The organism is Pradoshia eiseniae (assembly GCF_002946355.1).
Classification (GTDB): domain Bacteria; phylum Bacillota; class Bacilli; order Bacillales; family Pradoshiaceae; genus Pradoshia; species Pradoshia eiseniae.
In genome coordinates this window covers 46,748-62,345 of record NZ_PKOZ01000013.1, presented here as the reverse complement: position 1 = coordinate 62,345, position 15,598 = coordinate 46,748, and the positions used below count along the sequence as shown (strand labels likewise).

Genomic DNA, 15,598 nt, shown 5'->3' with positions numbered 1-15,598 from the left:
GCTCCCGTCTGATTCGCTCGACTTGCATGTATTAGGCACGCCGCCAGCGTTCGTCCTGAGCCAGGATCAAACTCTCCGAAAGATGTTTGATCTAGCTATAATTTAAAACATTGACGAGAGATATTCTCTCTTGTTTAAGACTTGCTTAGCGTTTCGTTTTGTTTAGTTTTCAAAGAACAATCTGTCGTGTTAGCGACTTTTGTATTATATCAAGATAACTTATTTGTTGTCAACAACTTTTTAAAGTTTTTTTCGAGCTCGTTATCCTTTCAGAATAACTTCGTTCGTGACAACGTATATAAATATATCAGCATTCTACGTACGAGTCAATGCTTTTTTTCATTTTTTATTTCAATCTTTTTAATCCCAATCGATACTTGTTTTTATCACCTTCTGTAACGATTCTATTAAGCATTCCAGAAAGAATGTGATAGCGCTCCTCCATCGCTTTTTTTAATACTTCATTGTCCTGTTTTCTGTCCAGTTCAACGAGAAGTTCATCAAGCTCAGCTTTTAAGAGCGATTCCAGTTCTGCCACTTCCATTGGCACGAGCATCATCCCTATCATGTTTATTTTCCCTCCTATCACAATCACTTCATTTAGCATCGTCGCACCTTCTGGTTTTTATACAAGCGCACAGTTATATTTGTCCCAATCGGCAAATACATTATTATGAGTAAATATGGACGAGGTGAAAACATGATGCCCTTCTTTTTTGTCACAAATATACGCAAAGGAAAACAATTGCTTCTGTTGGTTATTATCGCATTCTTTACCGCACTGTTTTTTTATGTTGAGTTTATGGCGGTATCCCCTTCCTTTTCTATTAAAGGCGATCCAAAGATTATCTATAAAGGAGAAAAGGGACTGGCCTTGACCTTCAACATTGGCTGGGGGGATGAAAAAGCAGAAGACATACTGAAAACATTGAAACAAGAAAAAGTCAGCGCAGCTACCTTCTTTCTTTCCGGCTCCTGGGTGGAAAGGCATCCCCATATTGTTAAGCAAATTGCGGATCAAGGCTATGAAATTGGACTTCTTGGCTATTCCTATAAAGATTATACAGAGCTTGAAGAGGGAGAAATCGGGGCTGATATCCAAAAGGGGCAAGAGGCATTTCGAAAAGCCGGTCTCAAACGCGCTACCCTGCTGCGAACTCCTACAGGTGACGTGGACCGGCGAGTTTTAAAGATTGCTGAAAAGCAGCAAATGAGCGTTATTCACTGGAGCATAAATTCAATGGATTGGAAGAACCCAGGCACATCCGTAATTGCCGAAAATGTATCACACGCCAAAAAAGGTGACATCGTTCTTCTGCATGCATCTGATGCAGCCAAGCAAACAGCAAAAGCCATCCCTCAAATTAAAAGGGAAATCGACCAGAAACATCTGAAACTGCTTACTGTTTCAGAAATGATTTCAAACTCTGATTCCACAAGTCAGGAGATTACCAATAAAGCCTCTCTCTTTAAAGGGACCGGTATGCTAATTGACGTGACGCGGCTGGAATATTAAGAAATCCCCCTCTGTTACCACAGAGGGGGATGGTTCACTTTCAGGATTGCACTGTCTTTGTCTTATTCGTTCTTTTTCTCTCTTTTCTTTCCTTGGCTGCCTCTTCGCTTCTTTCATGATACTTAGGCAGGACTAATAATTGATATGCATTGCAGACAAGCAGCGGAACAAGCATATAATACATCCATCCTTGCTCGTTTACTCTGAGTACCGGGAACCATTCAATAACTGTCACAACAACCATAAAGAATAGTGCCGGGATAAATGCATGCCAGTTTGTTTGTTTAGCCTTCAACACTCCAACAGCCAATCCGACGACCAATAAAAGGATCGGATATCCAATAAAGGAAGTGAATTGTTCATTCTCTCCAGCAAAAAAGACAAATCGTAAGTAGGCTAAATCGGCCAAAACTATTATGACCAGCACTAACTGGACCGCATTCCAAAGGAAGCTTGATTTAAAGATTGAAAGACCTAGCCGATGCACCGTCAAATATGCAAAAAAACACATCTGGCTGACGACACTGAAGATAAATCCTATACCCATAAGCCACAGGAAACTCACAAAAAGACCCAGCAATGATTGTGACCTGAAGTCCTCCCAAGCCACGACCAAGCCAACGGTTCCTGCGGTAATCCCGCCAATCAGCAATGTATTGATAAACAACCTCACCCAGTAACGACTACTCATACTCCCCCACCTTTATATATGTTCTTCTAAATTGTACCAATCGATTTTTCAAAAATCTATCATTTCTGCCAGGCATGTATATTTTTTGCATTCTGCTTCATATTATCTATGTAGATTTTTACGACAAAGGAGGACAGCCCTATGTATAAGAAAGCTTTACGCGTCGCAGTTGCCTGCTGCGGCATTGCCCTCGCCTCCGGCTGCAGCGAAGGCAGCGACGAAACAAATGCGGATTCTTATTCTGACGAGAAGAAGATGATTGTCGATGTCCTAAAGACCAACGAAGGCAAGAAAGCCATACAAGAGGCCCTAGCAGATAAAAAAGTAAAAGCTGAGCTCATCATGGACGAGGATACTGTCAAGAAAACAATCGAACAAACGCTGACGTCAAAAGAAGAGATGCAATTTTGGAAGGATGCCTTCAATGACCCTAAATTCGTGAAAGCCTTGGCAAAAGGGATGAAATCCTCTCACACGGACATCTTAAAAGATTTGATGAAAGATCCTGATTATATTTCTCGCTTAACAGATATCCTAAAGAGCTCTGATATGCAAAAAGAATTTGTCAGCCTCTTAAAAGAAAAGGATGTGCGCAAGGAAATTAAAACACTTGTCACAGAGACCCTTGAGAACCCTCTTTACCAGGATCAAATCAGCGAAATCCTGCTAAAAGCAGCTTCAGATAAATCATCAAAGAAAAGCGGCGGTGATTCCTCATCAAGTCAATCTGAGCCATCCCAGTGATTTTAAGCCGCTCCATATACAGGCAGAAAAAAGGCCGTCCCCTTCCCGCGGGACAGCCTCCTGCCTCATTATTTCCCTACGATTCGGGTGATTTTCTCAGCCATTTCTGCAAAGATCTCGCCCGTCGGGTGATCTTCTGTATAGATTGAAGGCGCAAATTCTTCGTCATTCCAATCAGGCTGGCCTAATGGCAGTTTACCAAGAAGCTCTGCTTCAAGCTCGTCAGCGAGCTTCTCTCCGCCTCCCCGTCCGAAGACGTACTCTTTCTCGCCAGTTGTTTTACTTTCATAGTAGGACATGTTCTCAATGACCCCAATCACTTCATGGTTCGTACGAAGGGCCATGGCACCTGCCCTGGCTGCCACAAACGCGGCCGTTGGGTGAGGAGTCGTCACGATGATTTCCTTACAAGATGGAAGCATGGAATGGACATCAAGCGCCACATCTCCTGTTCCTGGAGGCAAATCTAAAAGGAGATAATCCAACTCACCCCACTCAACTTCCTGGAAGAAGTTATTAAGCATTTTGCCAAGCATCGGACCTCTCCAGATGATTGGTGCATTGTCCTCCACAAACATCCCCATAGAGATAACCTTCACACCCATTCGGTTAACGGGATAAATACGTTCTTCCTTAACAGTAGGCCTTTCTTGGATGCCCATCATATCAGGCACACTGAAGCCGTAAATATCTGCATCTACCAAGCCTACCTTCTTGCCTAAGCGAGCGAGCGCAACGGCTAAATTGACAGAAACAGTGGATTTGCCCACTCCACCTTTACCACTTGCTATTGCGATAAAGGTCGTGTCACTGTCAAGCAGCCCTTTTTCTTCTTTCGGCATGGAGGCCCGGAATTTTTCCAGAACCTCTTCAGGCAAATCAGCAAAACGGATTCCAACGGTATTGGCTCCGCCTTCCTTCAACGCATTCACAATGGTCTGCTGGATTTGCAGCTGCTCAGCCGTTCCCGTTTTGGCTATCGCAATTTTAACACTCACATGCTGTTTTTCTTCTTTTATCTTTATTTCGATAATTCCATCAGTTTCTTCAAGAGTTCTATTTAAAAATGGGTCTTTAATATCTTTGAGCAATTCTTTCACACTTGCTTCTGTCAGCACTATCGACACCTACCTTGTATGTATTAGTAAACGCTTTAAGTATAACATACTCGTAGGTATCTTTAGCAGAATATGCCTTTTTGCCTCAATCCGCCACGTCTTCCTTCAAAAAATAGCGAATAACACCCGTATAGATTGAGAGTGCGACATCATCCTGATAGACTTCGTTCTGAAGGTTCATCCGCTCTTGGTCATTTGACAAAAAGCCTACCTCGACAAGCACCCCGGGCTTTTTGGCATATTTAACTAAGTACACATTCTCAAGAGGCTTAGCCTTCCTTGTCGTGTTTTTCAGATTCCTGATTAACTCAGCTTGAATTAGCTTGGCCGCTCGTTTGTTTTCTTTAAATGCGGGCGAATAGAAAGTTTGAGCACCCTTAGAATTACTTTGCGGGAAGGCATTAGCATGAACACTAATGAACATATCCGCCTGAGACTCATTGATGAACTTTGTCCGATTAACTAAATCCGTCCTCTTCCTCTCCCTCACCGTCCCCGCTCTCTCATCAGCAAGGTCTGCATCATCTTCTCTCGTCATCAGAACCAGCGCACCCTGCTCCTGCAAATAATCCCTGAGCTTTACTGATATCGGGAGTGTCACATTCTTCTCAATAACTCCCTTAAAGGCCGCCCCGCCATCAATCCCCCCATGTCCAGGATCAATGATAATGATTTTGCCTGAAAGCGGGAGATTCCACGCCTGAAAAGAAGCATTCTGATTCATCTTAAAGGTCATCAACAAAAAAAGACAGGCCACACCTAATAGAAATCCAGTTACAATCAGCTTCTTCCGTAAGTTCATATCCAAACCCCTTTGCCCAAGAATCCTCTTTACTGCATCTTATGGGACAAGGGGTAAGGATAGAACTCAAACTACCTCTTCGCTCGTGTTTTGTTACGCTGGGTTCCCTTCGAATAGCCTTCAAGCCACCATGTGGTTACATATTCTTGCGTCAGCTCACGCAGTGTATCCTCTAGAAAGGGAGCAGCTTCTCCCATCGGTTGGTTCAAATGAAAGAATAGCTGCGCCGCAAGAGCATCAAGCTCCCTTTTGGACCGCTGCATGATTTCTTCAGGAGTTTCGCCGTACTTAGCGAACTTACTGTATGATGATCCTATTAAGAAAGCCTCAACAGCCATGTCATAACAGTGCTCCTCAGCCGGCTCCAGCGGATAGCCAGGAAGCGACTTGAGTCCCTTAGCCAAATGACGGTAATGCCGGCCAAGCAGCTCTAAGGAGAAGTCCTTCAAGGCTTCCCGTTCATATTGCTGCTGCTTCTCCTTCCGAAAGGCTGTAAAATTCACTACTGTATTCAATATTAAACACCTCTAATTCACATTAAGGCACTCGTTAGCCTTATTTGTTTATAGTGTTTGATTGATAACAGCCTCTCATGCCATGGGATAAATGGGAATGTTTTTAAATCAAAAAAGACCCCCAAATGAATGTATGGGGGCTTAAAAGTCAATTATTTTTAACTGTAAAATTGAACGGCTCGATTTCAATATCATAATTTTCAGAGTACCCCTCAAAGTGGAATTTGAGGTTCTCTACATCCTTATCAATAGCCGGGAATGCTACGATTCCTTTAACCGTCACGCCAGGCAAAATTTCCGACGGGATATCCGGATAGTGATAACCATCATTCTCTTCATATTGATCAGAACCAATGATTAACTTTGAATTAAACGAATAGAAATTAATTTGATCCTGACTGTCGTTTGTAATCGAAATGTAGGCACGGGTCTCTTTCTCTGCAATCTCTACCTTCTCCAAGGTGATTACATATCCGCTCTGCTCTTGTTTTTCATTAACCTCGATGGATTGGATCGCAGGAGCAAAAGCTGTGGCATAGTCAGTGACTTCAACGCTTACAGCTGATATAGCTGGGGCCTCAATAGTGGCACCAAAGGCATTTTCTCCTTCAAAAACCCCTTTAACAGCACCTTTAACCTTCACGATGTCATCCACTTCTACCTCTAAATTAGGATCCTCAATCGCAATGATGAGGTTATTGTCGTTTTTATCAAAGACTTGCAAGTATGTCCCATTATCATCTTTTTCTGGATCAACAAAAACTGTGCCATAAAACACTACCTTGGATCCTTTATATTGGTCCGGGTTACTCAACATTTTTTTGAATTCAGAATCCGTCAACGGTTCACTTGATTCGCTGGTTACAGCTTCACCCTTCGTTGTCGTTTGACTATCGCTTGAACAAGCAGCAAGACCTAGCGATAAAAATATAGCAACAATGATCATATATACGTTCTTCTTCATGCTGTTCACTCCTCATGATGTAATAAAAATTACTCTCACCCTATATCAAGAGTTTTAATATCACACACCTGATGCTCATCTTTATGATGATACCAAGTAAAAAAGACCCCCAAACCAATAAGGTTTGAGAGCCTTTGTAAACGCCAATGATTAACGTTTTGAGAATTGTGGTGCACGACGCGCGCCTTTAAGACCGTATTTTTTACGTTCTTTCATGCGAGAGTCACGAGTTAACAATCCAGCACGTTTAAGTCCTGGACGGTTTTCTGGGTCTACTTCAAGCAACGCACGAGCAATACCGTGACGGATTGCGCCTGCTTGGCCTGTGTAGCCACCGCCTTTAACGTTTACTAAAACGTCATAGCTGTTTGTAGTTTCAGTTACCACTAGAGGCTGCTTCACAACTTCGCGAAGTGCTTCAAATGGAATGTATTCTTCGATTTTACGATCGTTGATAATGATGCGGCCTTCACCTGGAATCAAACGCACACGAGCAACGGAGCTCTTACGTCGACCAGTACCGTAATATTGTACTTGTGCCAATGTTATATCCTCCTTTTAAATTAACCGCGAAGTTCTAGAACTTCTGGTTTTTGTGCTTGGTGCGGATGTTCAGCTCCAGCATAAACGTTTAATTTTTTGCCCATTTGGCGACCAAGAGATCCTTTTGGAAGCATGCCTTTGATTGCTTGCTCCAACATTTTCTCAGGGTAGTTAGTTCTCATTTCAAGAGCAGTTCTTGTTTTCAATCCACCTGGGTGCATGCTGTGACGGTAGTAAATTTTGTCAGTCAATTTCTTACCAGTCAATTCAATTTTAGATGCATTGATAATAATCACATGATCACCAGTGTCAACATGTGGAGTATAAGTTGGTTTGTGTTTACCTCTAAGAATTGAGGCTACTTCTGATGCAAGACGACCCAAAGTTTGACCTTCAGCATCGACAACGTACCATTTACGTTCTACATCACTAGCTTTCGCCATATACGTCGTACGCATTAATTTACCCTCCTAAAAATAATTCCTTGTTTTACATTTCAAAAATCCTTGTGGCTCTATCTAAACACGAAATAGTTTCCGGGGCTATTCTCGTGGTTTTAACATACCAAATGATATGATATACCGTTTCGACCCTAATGTCAAGGAAATGTTACGCCTGGATTAGTTGTTATGCGTAATCCACTTTCCAAAGATATAATCCATGCCCCGGCGCTGTCTTTCCTGCCTGTATACGGTCCCTTGCTGCAAGGATTGTCTCCATCTCGGCAGGAGCCTTTTTGCCGCTCCCCACTTCAAGAAGAGTTCCTGTCATGATTCGAACCATATTGTACAAAAAGCCATTGCCTATGAATTGTATCACCAATTCATCATCTGATGTATTGAAAATAATTTCCTCAACCGTTCTAACCTTATCCACTACCTCGGTTTTCGCCGAGCAAAAGCTCGTGAAGTCATGCGTGCCCTTTAGATATTGGGCAGCCTCCTTCATTGCTTCAAGATTAAGTGGATATGGATAATGATAAGCATAGTCACGCAGGAAGGGATCCCTCTCTTCACTAAGGCTGATTCTATAGCGGTATTCCTTACGAACGCTTGTAAACCGGGCGTGAAAATCCATATCAACTGGTGAAGCATCGAGGATAGAGATATCCCTCGGGAGCATCGCATTTAAAGCCTTCTTAAAGCGCTCGCCAGGAATCTGAAGCTTAGAGTCAAAATGAACGACTTGCCCGCGGGCATGTACGCCTGCATCCGTCCGTCCGGATGCAGCTATCCGGACAGAATCGCCCTTATGAATTTTGCTTAAGGCTTGTTCAATCTCAAGCTGAACGGTCCGCTTTCCCGGCTGTACTTGGTAACCGGCAAAGCCTGTCCCGTCATAAGCTACTATACATTTATACCGTTGCATATTGTTCTCCATTTATGATCGCGTCCAAACTAGTAATATCGTCAAGATGACCAGGGATCCGATTAAAAGGCTGTCCCTCAAATGCCAGGAGAGGGCTTTATACTTCGTACGCCCTTCTCCGCCGCGATAGCCCCTTGCCTCCATCGCGACAGCCAGCTCCTCAGCACGCTTAAATGAGCCGACAAATAGCGGCACCAGCAATGGAACGACCGCCCGGAACCTTTCCTTAAGAGGACCGCTAGAGAAATCAACACCTCTTGAGGTCTGCGCCTTGACGATTTTATCCGTCTCCTCGAGTAACGTCGGAATAAAGCGCAAGGAAATAGACATCATCAATGCAAGCTCATGAACAGGAAACTTGATTTTCTTCAACGGATTCAGCAAGGTTTCCATTCCATCGGTAATCTCTATCGGTGTCGTTGTCAAAGTCATGACACTTGTGATGAGGATAAGCAAGGTGAAGCGCAAGGATATGAAAACCCCCATCTTGATCCCTTCGTCATAGATATCCATGCCAAAGAGTGTAAATACAATCTCTCCTCTTTTTGTAAAGAACAGCTGGATGATCAATGTGAGGATAATGAGCAGGATGACCGGCTTCAAGCCCTGTATGATGAATGATGGCTTAATCTTGGTTAGGGCAATCAATACGAGTGTATAAATGATTAATAATCCATAGGTCAGCCAATTATTCGCAAGAAAGACGATACAGATATAAATCAGGACCATAAGCAGCTTTGTCCGTGGATCCATCCGATGAACAACAGATTCAGCAGGGACATAGCGTCCGATAATAAACTTGTCCATCATATCGGATCACCTCCGAGCACAGCTTTGATTTCTCTTGCCAGCTCTTCCATGGACAAATGTCTCTTCGCCAATTGGATGCCTGTCTTCTCTTCGAACCTCAGCTGAAACTGGACTGTATCCGGAACGGCAAGTCCAAGATTCATCAATTCCTCTGGCTCGGCAAAGATATCAGCAGGCGGGGCCTTCTTTACAATTGTCCCCTTGTTCATAATGACAAGTTCATCGGCATAGCGGGCTGCATCCTCCATGCTATGGGTTACGAGAATCGTTGTGATGCCTTTTTCCTTATGAAGCTTATAAAACATCTCCATAATCTCCTTACGCCCTCTCGGATCAAGCCCTGCAGTTGGTTCATCAAGCACAATAACCTCTGGCTCCATTGCAAGAACGCCAGCAATTGCCACCCTCCGCATTTGTCCTCCTGATAAATCAAATGGGGATACCTTCAGAACGGACTCATGCAGACCTACGAGCTCAAGAGCAGCTCGTGCCCTTGTCTTTGCTTCTTCCTCACTTACGCCAAAATTCATTGGACCAAAGCATATATCCTTTTCGACCGTCTCTTCAAAAAGCTGGTGTTCTGGGAATTGAAAGACGATTCCAACCTGCTTGCGAATGGGCTTCAAGTTCTTGACCTTCTTATCGGAAGTAATGGTTCTCTCCCCAATGGTCACCAGCCCTTCAGAAGGCTTTAGCAAGGCATTCAGATGCTGAAGCAGGGTGGACTTCCCTGAACCCGTATGACCAATTACCCCAATAAAGGAACCGGAGGGAAACTCTACATTGATGTCATAGATAGCCCGAAACTCAAAAGGAGTACCCTCCTGATAAAGATGAGCTACTTGTTTGAGCGAAATTTGCATAGTTCATCCACCAGCCCTTCCTCTGTGATGTGATTGGCGACCTCTAGCCCTTGTTCACGTAAGAGCTTACCCATCTTCACGGCGAAGGGGATATCAAGACCGAGCTTAATAAGCTCTTCATCCAAGGCAAAGATCTCCTTTGGTGTACCTTCAGCAAAAACTCTGCCTTGATTCAGCACAATCATCCGATCTGCTCGTGCAGCCTCGTCCAAGTCATGCGTAATGGAGATGACTGTTAAGTTTTTGTCCGCTTTCAGCTGGCGGATTGTCTCCAGCACCTCTGCTCTTCCCATCGGGTCAAGCATAGAGGTAGCCTCATCCAAGATGATGATGGAGGGGCCTAGCGCTAGCACACCAGCAAGCGCAACCCGTTGCTTCTGGCCCCCTGATAAATGGTGCGGCTCTTGATTGAGAAAGCCATCCATGCGCACTTTTACGAGCGCATCCTTTACCCGGCCAATCATTTCTTCCCTCTTGATGCCGGCGTTTTCCAAACCAAAAGCCACATCATCCACAACTGTCGTGCCGACAAATTGATTATCGGGATTTTGAAAGACCATACCAATTTGGCGTCTGATCTCCCATAAATGCTTTTCGCCCATTTCCATATCTCTAACCTTGATAATCCCCTCATCAGGAAAATTGAGGCCTATTAATAGTTTTGCTAAGGTCGATTTGCCAGAGCCATTATGCCCGACAATAGCTAGCCATTCTCCCTCAAAAACGGTGAAGGAGACACTATCAAGCGCTTTTTTTGTACTCGTTTCATATTGAAAGGATACATTGCTTACTTCTGCCAACGGTTTCCTCATAGCTTCCTCCCTATGCTCCTCTATTCTCTGCTCTTCTCATTATAAAGCTTTCTTCCCATTTTGCTTAATTTTAGGTATAAAAAAACGCTGCACCCCCTTCCGCTGGGACATAAGGCCCTCGGAATTAAGAACAGCATTTACCTTATCTTAAACAAGCATGGACAACATACGTTTTGCCCATAATTAGGGGTGCAAGAGCTAGACATGTAAAAGTTCAGATCGTCACCTGAAAGTAAGACATATCGTAGCGCTCCATCGTTTTTTGGATTATTCAGTAAATAAGCTTAAAAGCATAAGCGCAACTTATTGCTGCGCTTCTTGCTATCGGCTTGTCAAAAAGGAACCAGAAGAGAGAATTGCTTCTCCCTTTGATTCATTTGATGATTATACCAACTCGATGATAACCATTGGCGCAGCGTCACCGCGACGTGGACCAATTTTCATGATACGAGTGTAACCGCCTTGACGCTCTTCATAACGAGGTGCGATTTCAGCGAATAATTTTTGAACAGCATCTTGGCCAGACTCTTCGTTAGCAACTTCGTTACGAATGTAAGCAGCCGCTTGACGACGAGCGTGTAAATCTCCACGTTTGCCTAGAGTGATCATTTTCTCAACTACTGAACGCAATTCTTTCGCACGAGTTTCAGTCGTTTCGATACGTTCGTTGATGATTAAATCAGTAGCCAAGTCACGTAGCATAGCTTTACGCTGTGCACTTGTACGTCCTAACTTTCTGTATGCCATGAAAGTTTCCCTCCTTTAGGTGAAATACGGATAGTATCTTGTCTTTTATTAGTCGTCTTTACGCAGGGAAAGACCTAATTCTTCAAGCTTAGCTTTCACTTCTTCAAGTGATTTACGGCCAAGGTTACGAACCTTCATCATATCTTCTTCTGTTTTATTGGCAAGCTCTTGCACCGTGTTGATGCCAGCACGCTTCAAGCAGTTGTAAGAACGAACAGAAAGATCAAGCTCTTCGATAGTCATCTCAAGTACTTTTTCTTTTTGATCCTCTTCTTTTTCAACCATGATTTCAGCATTTTGAGCTTCATCCGTTAAACCAACAAAGATATTTAAATGCTCAGTAACAATCTTTGCGCCGAGCGCAATCGCTTCTTTCGGACCAGTGCTTCCATCAGTCCATACATCAAGAGTCAATTTATCGTAGTTAGTCAATTGGCCAACACGTGTATTTTCTACTTGATAAGTCATGCGAGATACTGGAGTGTAAATAGAGTCAATTGGTATTACACCGATTGGTTGATCTTCACGTTTGTTTTGATCAGCCGGCGTGTAGCCTCTTCCGCGTTTAGCCACTAGGCGCATGCGCAAGTGTGCTTTCTTGGAAAGATGAGCAATGAGAAGGTCCGGATTAAGGATCTCTACGTCACTATCATGTGTAATATCAGCAGCCGTTACAGCTCCTTCACCTTGAACATCAATTTCAAGGGTTTTTTCCTCATCGGAATAAATCTTTAATGCGAGTTTCTTAATATTTAGGATAATAGCTGTTACATCTTCTTCTACACCCTCAATAGTAGAGAACTCATGGAGTACACCATCAATTTGAATAGATGTAACGGCAGCACCAGGCAATGAGGATAGTAGGATACGACGTAAGGAGTTACCCAAAGTTGTTCCATATCCACGCTCAAGTGGTTCAACGATAAACTTCCCATATTTTCCGTCCTCGCTGATTTGAACCGTTTCAATTTTTGGTTTTTCTATCTCGATCATTCAACAATACCCTCCTTCAAAACGTCGAAACCCCGGCTAGAAGAAGGTAGTGGTTTCGATCTAACCGAAATTCCCCAATATAAACTCCCGAATGTGCGCAACTTACTGATGACTTTCTTGTACAAAGAAAACCTTTCTATTATCCCATTATAGACAGGGATATGAAATCTATTCAAACAAAATTACACACGGCGGCGTTTTGGTGGGCGGCATCCGTTATGAGGAACTGGAGTTACATCTTTAATTGCAGTAACTTCAAGACCAGCTGCTTGTAAAGCACGGATAGCTGCTTCACGACCAGAACCAGGTCCTTTTACAGTTACTTCTAAAGTTTTCATACCATGTTCCATTGAAGCTTTAGCTGCAGTTTCTGCTGCCATTTGAGCTGCGAACGGAGTTGACTTACGGGAACCTCTGAAGCCAAGTGCACCAGCACTAGACCAAGAAATCGCATTTCCGTGTGAGTCAGTAATAGTAACGATAGTGTTGTTAAAAGTAGAACGAATGTGGGCGATACCAGCTTCTACATTCTTTTTCACGCGACGTTTGCGTGTATTCGTTTTGCGTGCCATGTCGACAAAACCTCCTTACTTATTATTTTTTCTTGTTAGCTACAGTTTTACGTGGGCCTTTACGAGTACGAGCGTTGTTTTTCGTGTTTTGTCCACGAACAGGAAGTCCTCTTCTGTGGCGAAGTCCACGGTAGCATCCGATTTCCATTAGACGTTTGATGTTAAGGGATACTTCACGGCGAAGGTCACCTTCAACTTTGTAACCGTCGATGATTTCACGGATTTTGTTCAACTCGTCTTCAGTAAGATCGCGAACGCGAGTTTCTTCAGAAACACCAGCTTCTGCAAGAACTTTTTGAGCAGTTGGTCTGCCGATACCGAAAATATAAGTTAAAGAAATAACAACTCGTTTGTCACGAGGAATATCTACTCCAGCAATACGTGCCATTTATATGCGCACCTCCTTTATTATTACCCTTGTTTTTGCTTATGTTTTGGGTTTTCACAAATAACCATTACTTTACCGTTTCTACGGATAACTTTACATTTTTCGCAGATTGGTTTTACTGATGGTCTGACTTTCATTGTTTTCCCTCCTTATAAAATGCGGAGTGCAACCGAGATTATTTAAAACGATACGTTATTCTTCCGCGGGTTAAGTCATAAGGAGATAGCTCAACCGTCACTTTATCACCTGGCAGAATACGAATAAAGTGCATTCTGATTTTGCCAGAAACATGAGCAAGGACAGTATGGCCATTCTCTAATTCCACTTTAAACATAGCGTTTGGTAAAGTCTCAGTAACTGTACCCTCTACTTCAATAACATCATCTTTTGCCATTACAGTTCTTCTCCCTTCTTCTCTAAGCTTTTCAAGAAATATGTCAATGCGTAACGGAGTTTCCCGTTCGTGACGCGACCTGTTTCCCCTAAGCTATTCTCCACCTCAGGTGAATAAGCTTCGTAAAAATGCAAATGAAGTATGTTTTTACGCTTCGCACGATCAAACTTGCGTCTGTCGCCATCGGCAATCCAAACAAACTTATCATCAGCGATTCTCACAACGATGGCATATTGGTCTGTGTCCCTGCCTTGAGTGACACGCACAAATTGTCCCAGTCGGGGAGATCTATCCTCATGGATCAATCAGGATCACCTACAATTATACTAACGTTAAGATTTCATAGCCTTCTTCGGTAATCGCAATGGTATGCTCGAAATGAGCACAATTCCTGCCATCAACCGTGACCACCGTCCAGTTATCCGACAACGTCTGGACGTAGCGGCTGCCGGCATTGACCATTGGCTCTACACAAATCACCATGCCTGGCTTCAGTCTTGGACCTTTATTAGGTGGACCAAAGTGCGGCAGCTGCGGTTCTTCATGTAAGTCTTGACCGATTCCGTGTCCGACATACTCTCTTACTATAGAAAAGCCGTTTTCCTCGACATATGTTTGAATAGCATGTGAGATATTAGAGAGACGTTGGCCTGGCTTTATTTCCGAAATCCCCTTAAAAAGGGACGTTTCTGTTACTTGAAGCAATTTCCTAGTATTATCATCGATCTCACCAACAGAATAGGTCCATGCTGAATCACCATGATAACCATTGAGTTTGGCGCCTATATCAATACTGATAATATCACCATTCTTCAATGTCTTTTTACCAGGAATGCCATGTACAAGCTCGTTATTAACGGATGTACAAATGCTGCCACGAAAACCATTATACCCTTTAAAGGACGGAATTGCACCATGTTTGCAGATAAACTCATCTGCGATTGCATCCAATTCCTTTGTTGTAATGCCTGGCTGGATGTATTTTTGCAGCTCTTGGTGTGTGAGTGCAACGATACGGCCGGCTTCGCGCATGATTGCGATCTCGCGCGGGGTTTTACAAATGATCATCGAGACAAGCTCCCGAGCAGCTCTTCTATATCCGCGAAGACTTTATCAATCGGTTGCTGTCCGTCAAGATTTCGTAAATAACCTTTTCCTTCATAGAAGGTAATCAGTGGCTGCGACTGTTGAATGTTTACATCGAGACGGGTCTGAACCGTTGCCTCGTTGTCATCCGCTCTTTGATACAACTCTCCCCCACAGCGGTCGCACACGCCTTCATTGGCTGGAGGATTGAATACTAGATGGTAAGTAGCACCGCAAGCCTTGCAAATGCGTCGGCCAGTTAAGCGCTCCATCAGTATGCTTTTATCTACTTCTATATTAATGACATAGTCTAATTGCCGATCCATCTCAGCTAGAAGCGCTTCAAGTGCTTCAGCTTGAGCAACAGTACGAGGGAATCCATCAAGCAAAAAGCCTTTTTGGCAGTCATCCTTGGCTAAACGATCACGTACGATTCCGATTGTTACTTCATCCGGAACGAGCTCTCCTTTGTCCATGTATGATTTTGCTTCAAGCCCTAAAGGAGTTTCATCCTTCATTGCTGCCCGAAACATATCTCCAGTAGAGATATGAGGGATATGGTATTCTTCTACTATTCTTTCTGCTTGAGTGCCTTTTCCAGCTCCTGGCAGTCCCATTAATACAAGATTCACACTTTTTCCCCCTAAACAATAATAGGCTTGGGGAGCAAAA

General features: G+C 43.4%; 23 protein-coding genes and 1 rRNA gene. 2 read left to right on the top strand and 22 right to left on the bottom strand.

What is annotated here, in order from left to right; translation table 11 throughout:
* Positions 1–82 (bottom strand): 16S ribosomal RNA (locus CYL18_RS16020); the annotation flags it as partial.
* 264 nt (positions 83–346) lie between these two features.
* On the bottom strand, positions 347–568 hold the full coding sequence (locus CYL18_RS16015) for a hypothetical protein (RefSeq protein ID WP_104850520.1): 222 nt from the start codon (positions 566–568) through the stop codon (positions 347–349).
* Positions 569–703: 135 nt separating this feature from the next.
* Between CYL18_RS16015 and CYL18_RS16010 the strand changes: the two genes are divergently transcribed.
* A complete protein-coding gene (locus CYL18_RS16010; RefSeq protein ID WP_104850521.1) occupies positions 704–1,516 on the top strand; it encodes a polysaccharide deacetylase family protein in 813 nt (270 codons plus the stop codon).
* 40 nt (positions 1,517–1,556) lie between these two features.
* Here the strand turns inward: CYL18_RS16010 and CYL18_RS16005 are convergent, their stop codons facing one another.
* Positions 1,557–2,207 carry a KinB-signaling pathway activation protein gene (locus tag CYL18_RS16005; RefSeq protein ID WP_104850519.1) on the bottom strand — a complete coding sequence of 217 codons (651 nt, stop codon included), beginning with the start codon at positions 2,205–2,207 and terminating at the stop codon, positions 1,557–1,559.
* Positions 2,208–2,348: 141 nt separating this feature from the next.
* Here CYL18_RS16005 and gerD point away from each other — a divergent pair, with 141 nt between their 5' ends.
* Positions 2,349–2,951: a spore germination lipoprotein GerD gene (gene gerD, locus CYL18_RS16000; RefSeq protein WP_104850518.1), complete on the top strand. Its 603-nt coding sequence runs from the start codon at positions 2,349–2,351 to the stop codon at positions 2,949–2,951.
* Between the two features lie 68 nt (positions 2,952–3,019).
* Here gerD and CYL18_RS15995 read toward each other — a convergent pair whose 3' ends face one another.
* The 19 genes from CYL18_RS15995 to CYL18_RS15905 form a co-directional block, all read right to left on the bottom strand.
* Positions 3,020–3,793 (bottom strand): P-loop NTPase, encoded by a 774-nt coding sequence (locus CYL18_RS15995; protein ID WP_330847604.1) that lies wholly within the window; start codon positions 3,791–3,793, stop codon positions 3,020–3,022.
* 361 nt (positions 3,794–4,154) lie between these two features.
* Positions 4,155–4,871 carry an N-acetylmuramoyl-L-alanine amidase CwlD gene (gene cwlD, locus CYL18_RS15990; RefSeq protein WP_104850516.1) on the bottom strand — a complete coding sequence of 239 codons (717 nt, stop codon included), beginning with the start codon at positions 4,869–4,871 and terminating at the stop codon, positions 4,155–4,157.
* A gap of 71 nt (positions 4,872–4,942) precedes the next feature.
* The gene (locus tag CYL18_RS15985) at positions 4,943–5,386 is read right to left on the bottom strand and encodes a DUF2521 family protein (protein ID WP_104850515.1); all 444 of its coding nucleotides are present in this window, start codon (positions 5,384–5,386) and stop codon (positions 4,943–4,945) included.
* Between the two features lie 148 nt (positions 5,387–5,534).
* Positions 5,535–6,350: a DUF4352 domain-containing protein gene (locus tag CYL18_RS15980; protein WP_104850514.1), complete on the bottom strand. Its 816-nt coding sequence runs from the start codon at positions 6,348–6,350 to the stop codon at positions 5,535–5,537.
* Positions 6,351–6,500: 150 nt separating this feature from the next.
* The gene (rpsI, locus tag CYL18_RS15975; RefSeq protein ID WP_049672514.1) at positions 6,501–6,893 is read right to left on the bottom strand and encodes a 30S ribosomal protein S9; all 393 of its coding nucleotides are present in this window, start codon (positions 6,891–6,893) and stop codon (positions 6,501–6,503) included.
* A gap of 20 nt (positions 6,894–6,913) precedes the next feature.
* Complete coding sequence (gene rplM, locus CYL18_RS15970; protein WP_049672515.1) at positions 6,914–7,351, bottom strand: 50S ribosomal protein L13; 438 nt, start codon at positions 7,349–7,351, stop codon at positions 6,914–6,916.
* A gap of 169 nt (positions 7,352–7,520) precedes the next feature.
* Positions 7,521–8,261, bottom strand: a complete 741-nt coding sequence (gene truA / locus CYL18_RS15965; RefSeq protein ID WP_104850513.1) for a tRNA pseudouridine(38-40) synthase TruA — start codon at positions 8,259–8,261, stop codon at positions 7,521–7,523.
* A 12-nt stretch (positions 8,262–8,273) separates the two neighbouring features.
* Positions 8,274–9,071, bottom strand: a complete 798-nt coding sequence (locus CYL18_RS15960) for an energy-coupling factor transporter transmembrane component T family protein (protein WP_104850512.1) — start codon at positions 9,069–9,071, stop codon at positions 8,274–8,276.
* Positions 9,068–9,934 carry an energy-coupling factor ABC transporter ATP-binding protein gene (locus CYL18_RS15955; RefSeq protein WP_104850511.1) on the bottom strand — a complete coding sequence of 289 codons (867 nt, stop codon included), beginning with the start codon at positions 9,932–9,934 and terminating at the stop codon, positions 9,068–9,070. Before CYL18_RS15955 ends, CYL18_RS15960 begins: the two co-directional genes overlap by 4 nt.
* The gene (locus CYL18_RS15950) at positions 9,910–10,746 is read right to left on the bottom strand and encodes an energy-coupling factor ABC transporter ATP-binding protein (protein ID WP_104850510.1); all 837 of its coding nucleotides are present in this window, start codon (positions 10,744–10,746) and stop codon (positions 9,910–9,912) included. Before CYL18_RS15950 ends, CYL18_RS15955 begins: the two co-directional genes overlap by 25 nt.
* Before the next feature lie 384 nt (positions 10,747–11,130).
* Entirely contained in the window at positions 11,131–11,493 is a 363-nt protein-coding gene (gene rplQ / locus CYL18_RS15945) for a 50S ribosomal protein L17 (protein ID WP_049672519.1), read from the bottom strand.
* 48 nt (positions 11,494–11,541) lie between these two features.
* Positions 11,542–12,486, bottom strand: coding sequence for a DNA-directed RNA polymerase subunit alpha (locus CYL18_RS15940; protein ID WP_104850509.1), 945 nt, complete (start codon positions 12,484–12,486; stop codon positions 11,542–11,544).
* Between the two features lie 182 nt (positions 12,487–12,668).
* Entirely contained in the window at positions 12,669–13,058 is a 390-nt protein-coding gene (rpsK, locus tag CYL18_RS15935) for a 30S ribosomal protein S11 (protein WP_104850508.1), read from the bottom strand.
* Positions 13,059–13,080: 22 nt separating this feature from the next.
* Positions 13,081–13,446: a 30S ribosomal protein S13 gene (gene rpsM, locus CYL18_RS15930; protein WP_104850507.1), complete on the bottom strand. Its 366-nt coding sequence runs from the start codon at positions 13,444–13,446 to the stop codon at positions 13,081–13,083.
* A gap of 23 nt (positions 13,447–13,469) precedes the next feature.
* On the bottom strand, positions 13,470–13,583 hold the full coding sequence (gene rpmJ / locus CYL18_RS15925) for a 50S ribosomal protein L36 (RefSeq protein WP_017473641.1): 114 nt from the start codon (positions 13,581–13,583) through the stop codon (positions 13,470–13,472).
* A 38-nt stretch (positions 13,584–13,621) separates the two neighbouring features.
* Entirely contained in the window at positions 13,622–13,840 is a 219-nt protein-coding gene (gene infA, locus CYL18_RS15920) for a translation initiation factor IF-1 (protein WP_040372572.1), read from the bottom strand.
* Complete coding sequence (locus CYL18_RS15915) at positions 13,840–14,145, bottom strand: KOW domain-containing RNA-binding protein (RefSeq protein WP_104850506.1); 306 nt, start codon at positions 14,143–14,145, stop codon at positions 13,840–13,842. Before CYL18_RS15915 ends, infA begins: the two co-directional genes overlap by 1 nt.
* Positions 14,146–14,161: 16 nt before the next feature.
* On the bottom strand, positions 14,162–14,908 hold the full coding sequence (gene map, locus CYL18_RS15910) for a type I methionyl aminopeptidase (RefSeq protein ID WP_104850505.1): 747 nt from the start codon (positions 14,906–14,908) through the stop codon (positions 14,162–14,164).
* Positions 14,905–15,558 (bottom strand): adenylate kinase, encoded by a 654-nt coding sequence (locus CYL18_RS15905; protein ID WP_104850504.1) that lies wholly within the window; start codon positions 15,556–15,558, stop codon positions 14,905–14,907. Before CYL18_RS15905 ends, map begins: the two co-directional genes overlap by 4 nt.
* Between the last annotated feature and the right edge of the window lie 40 nt (positions 15,559–15,598).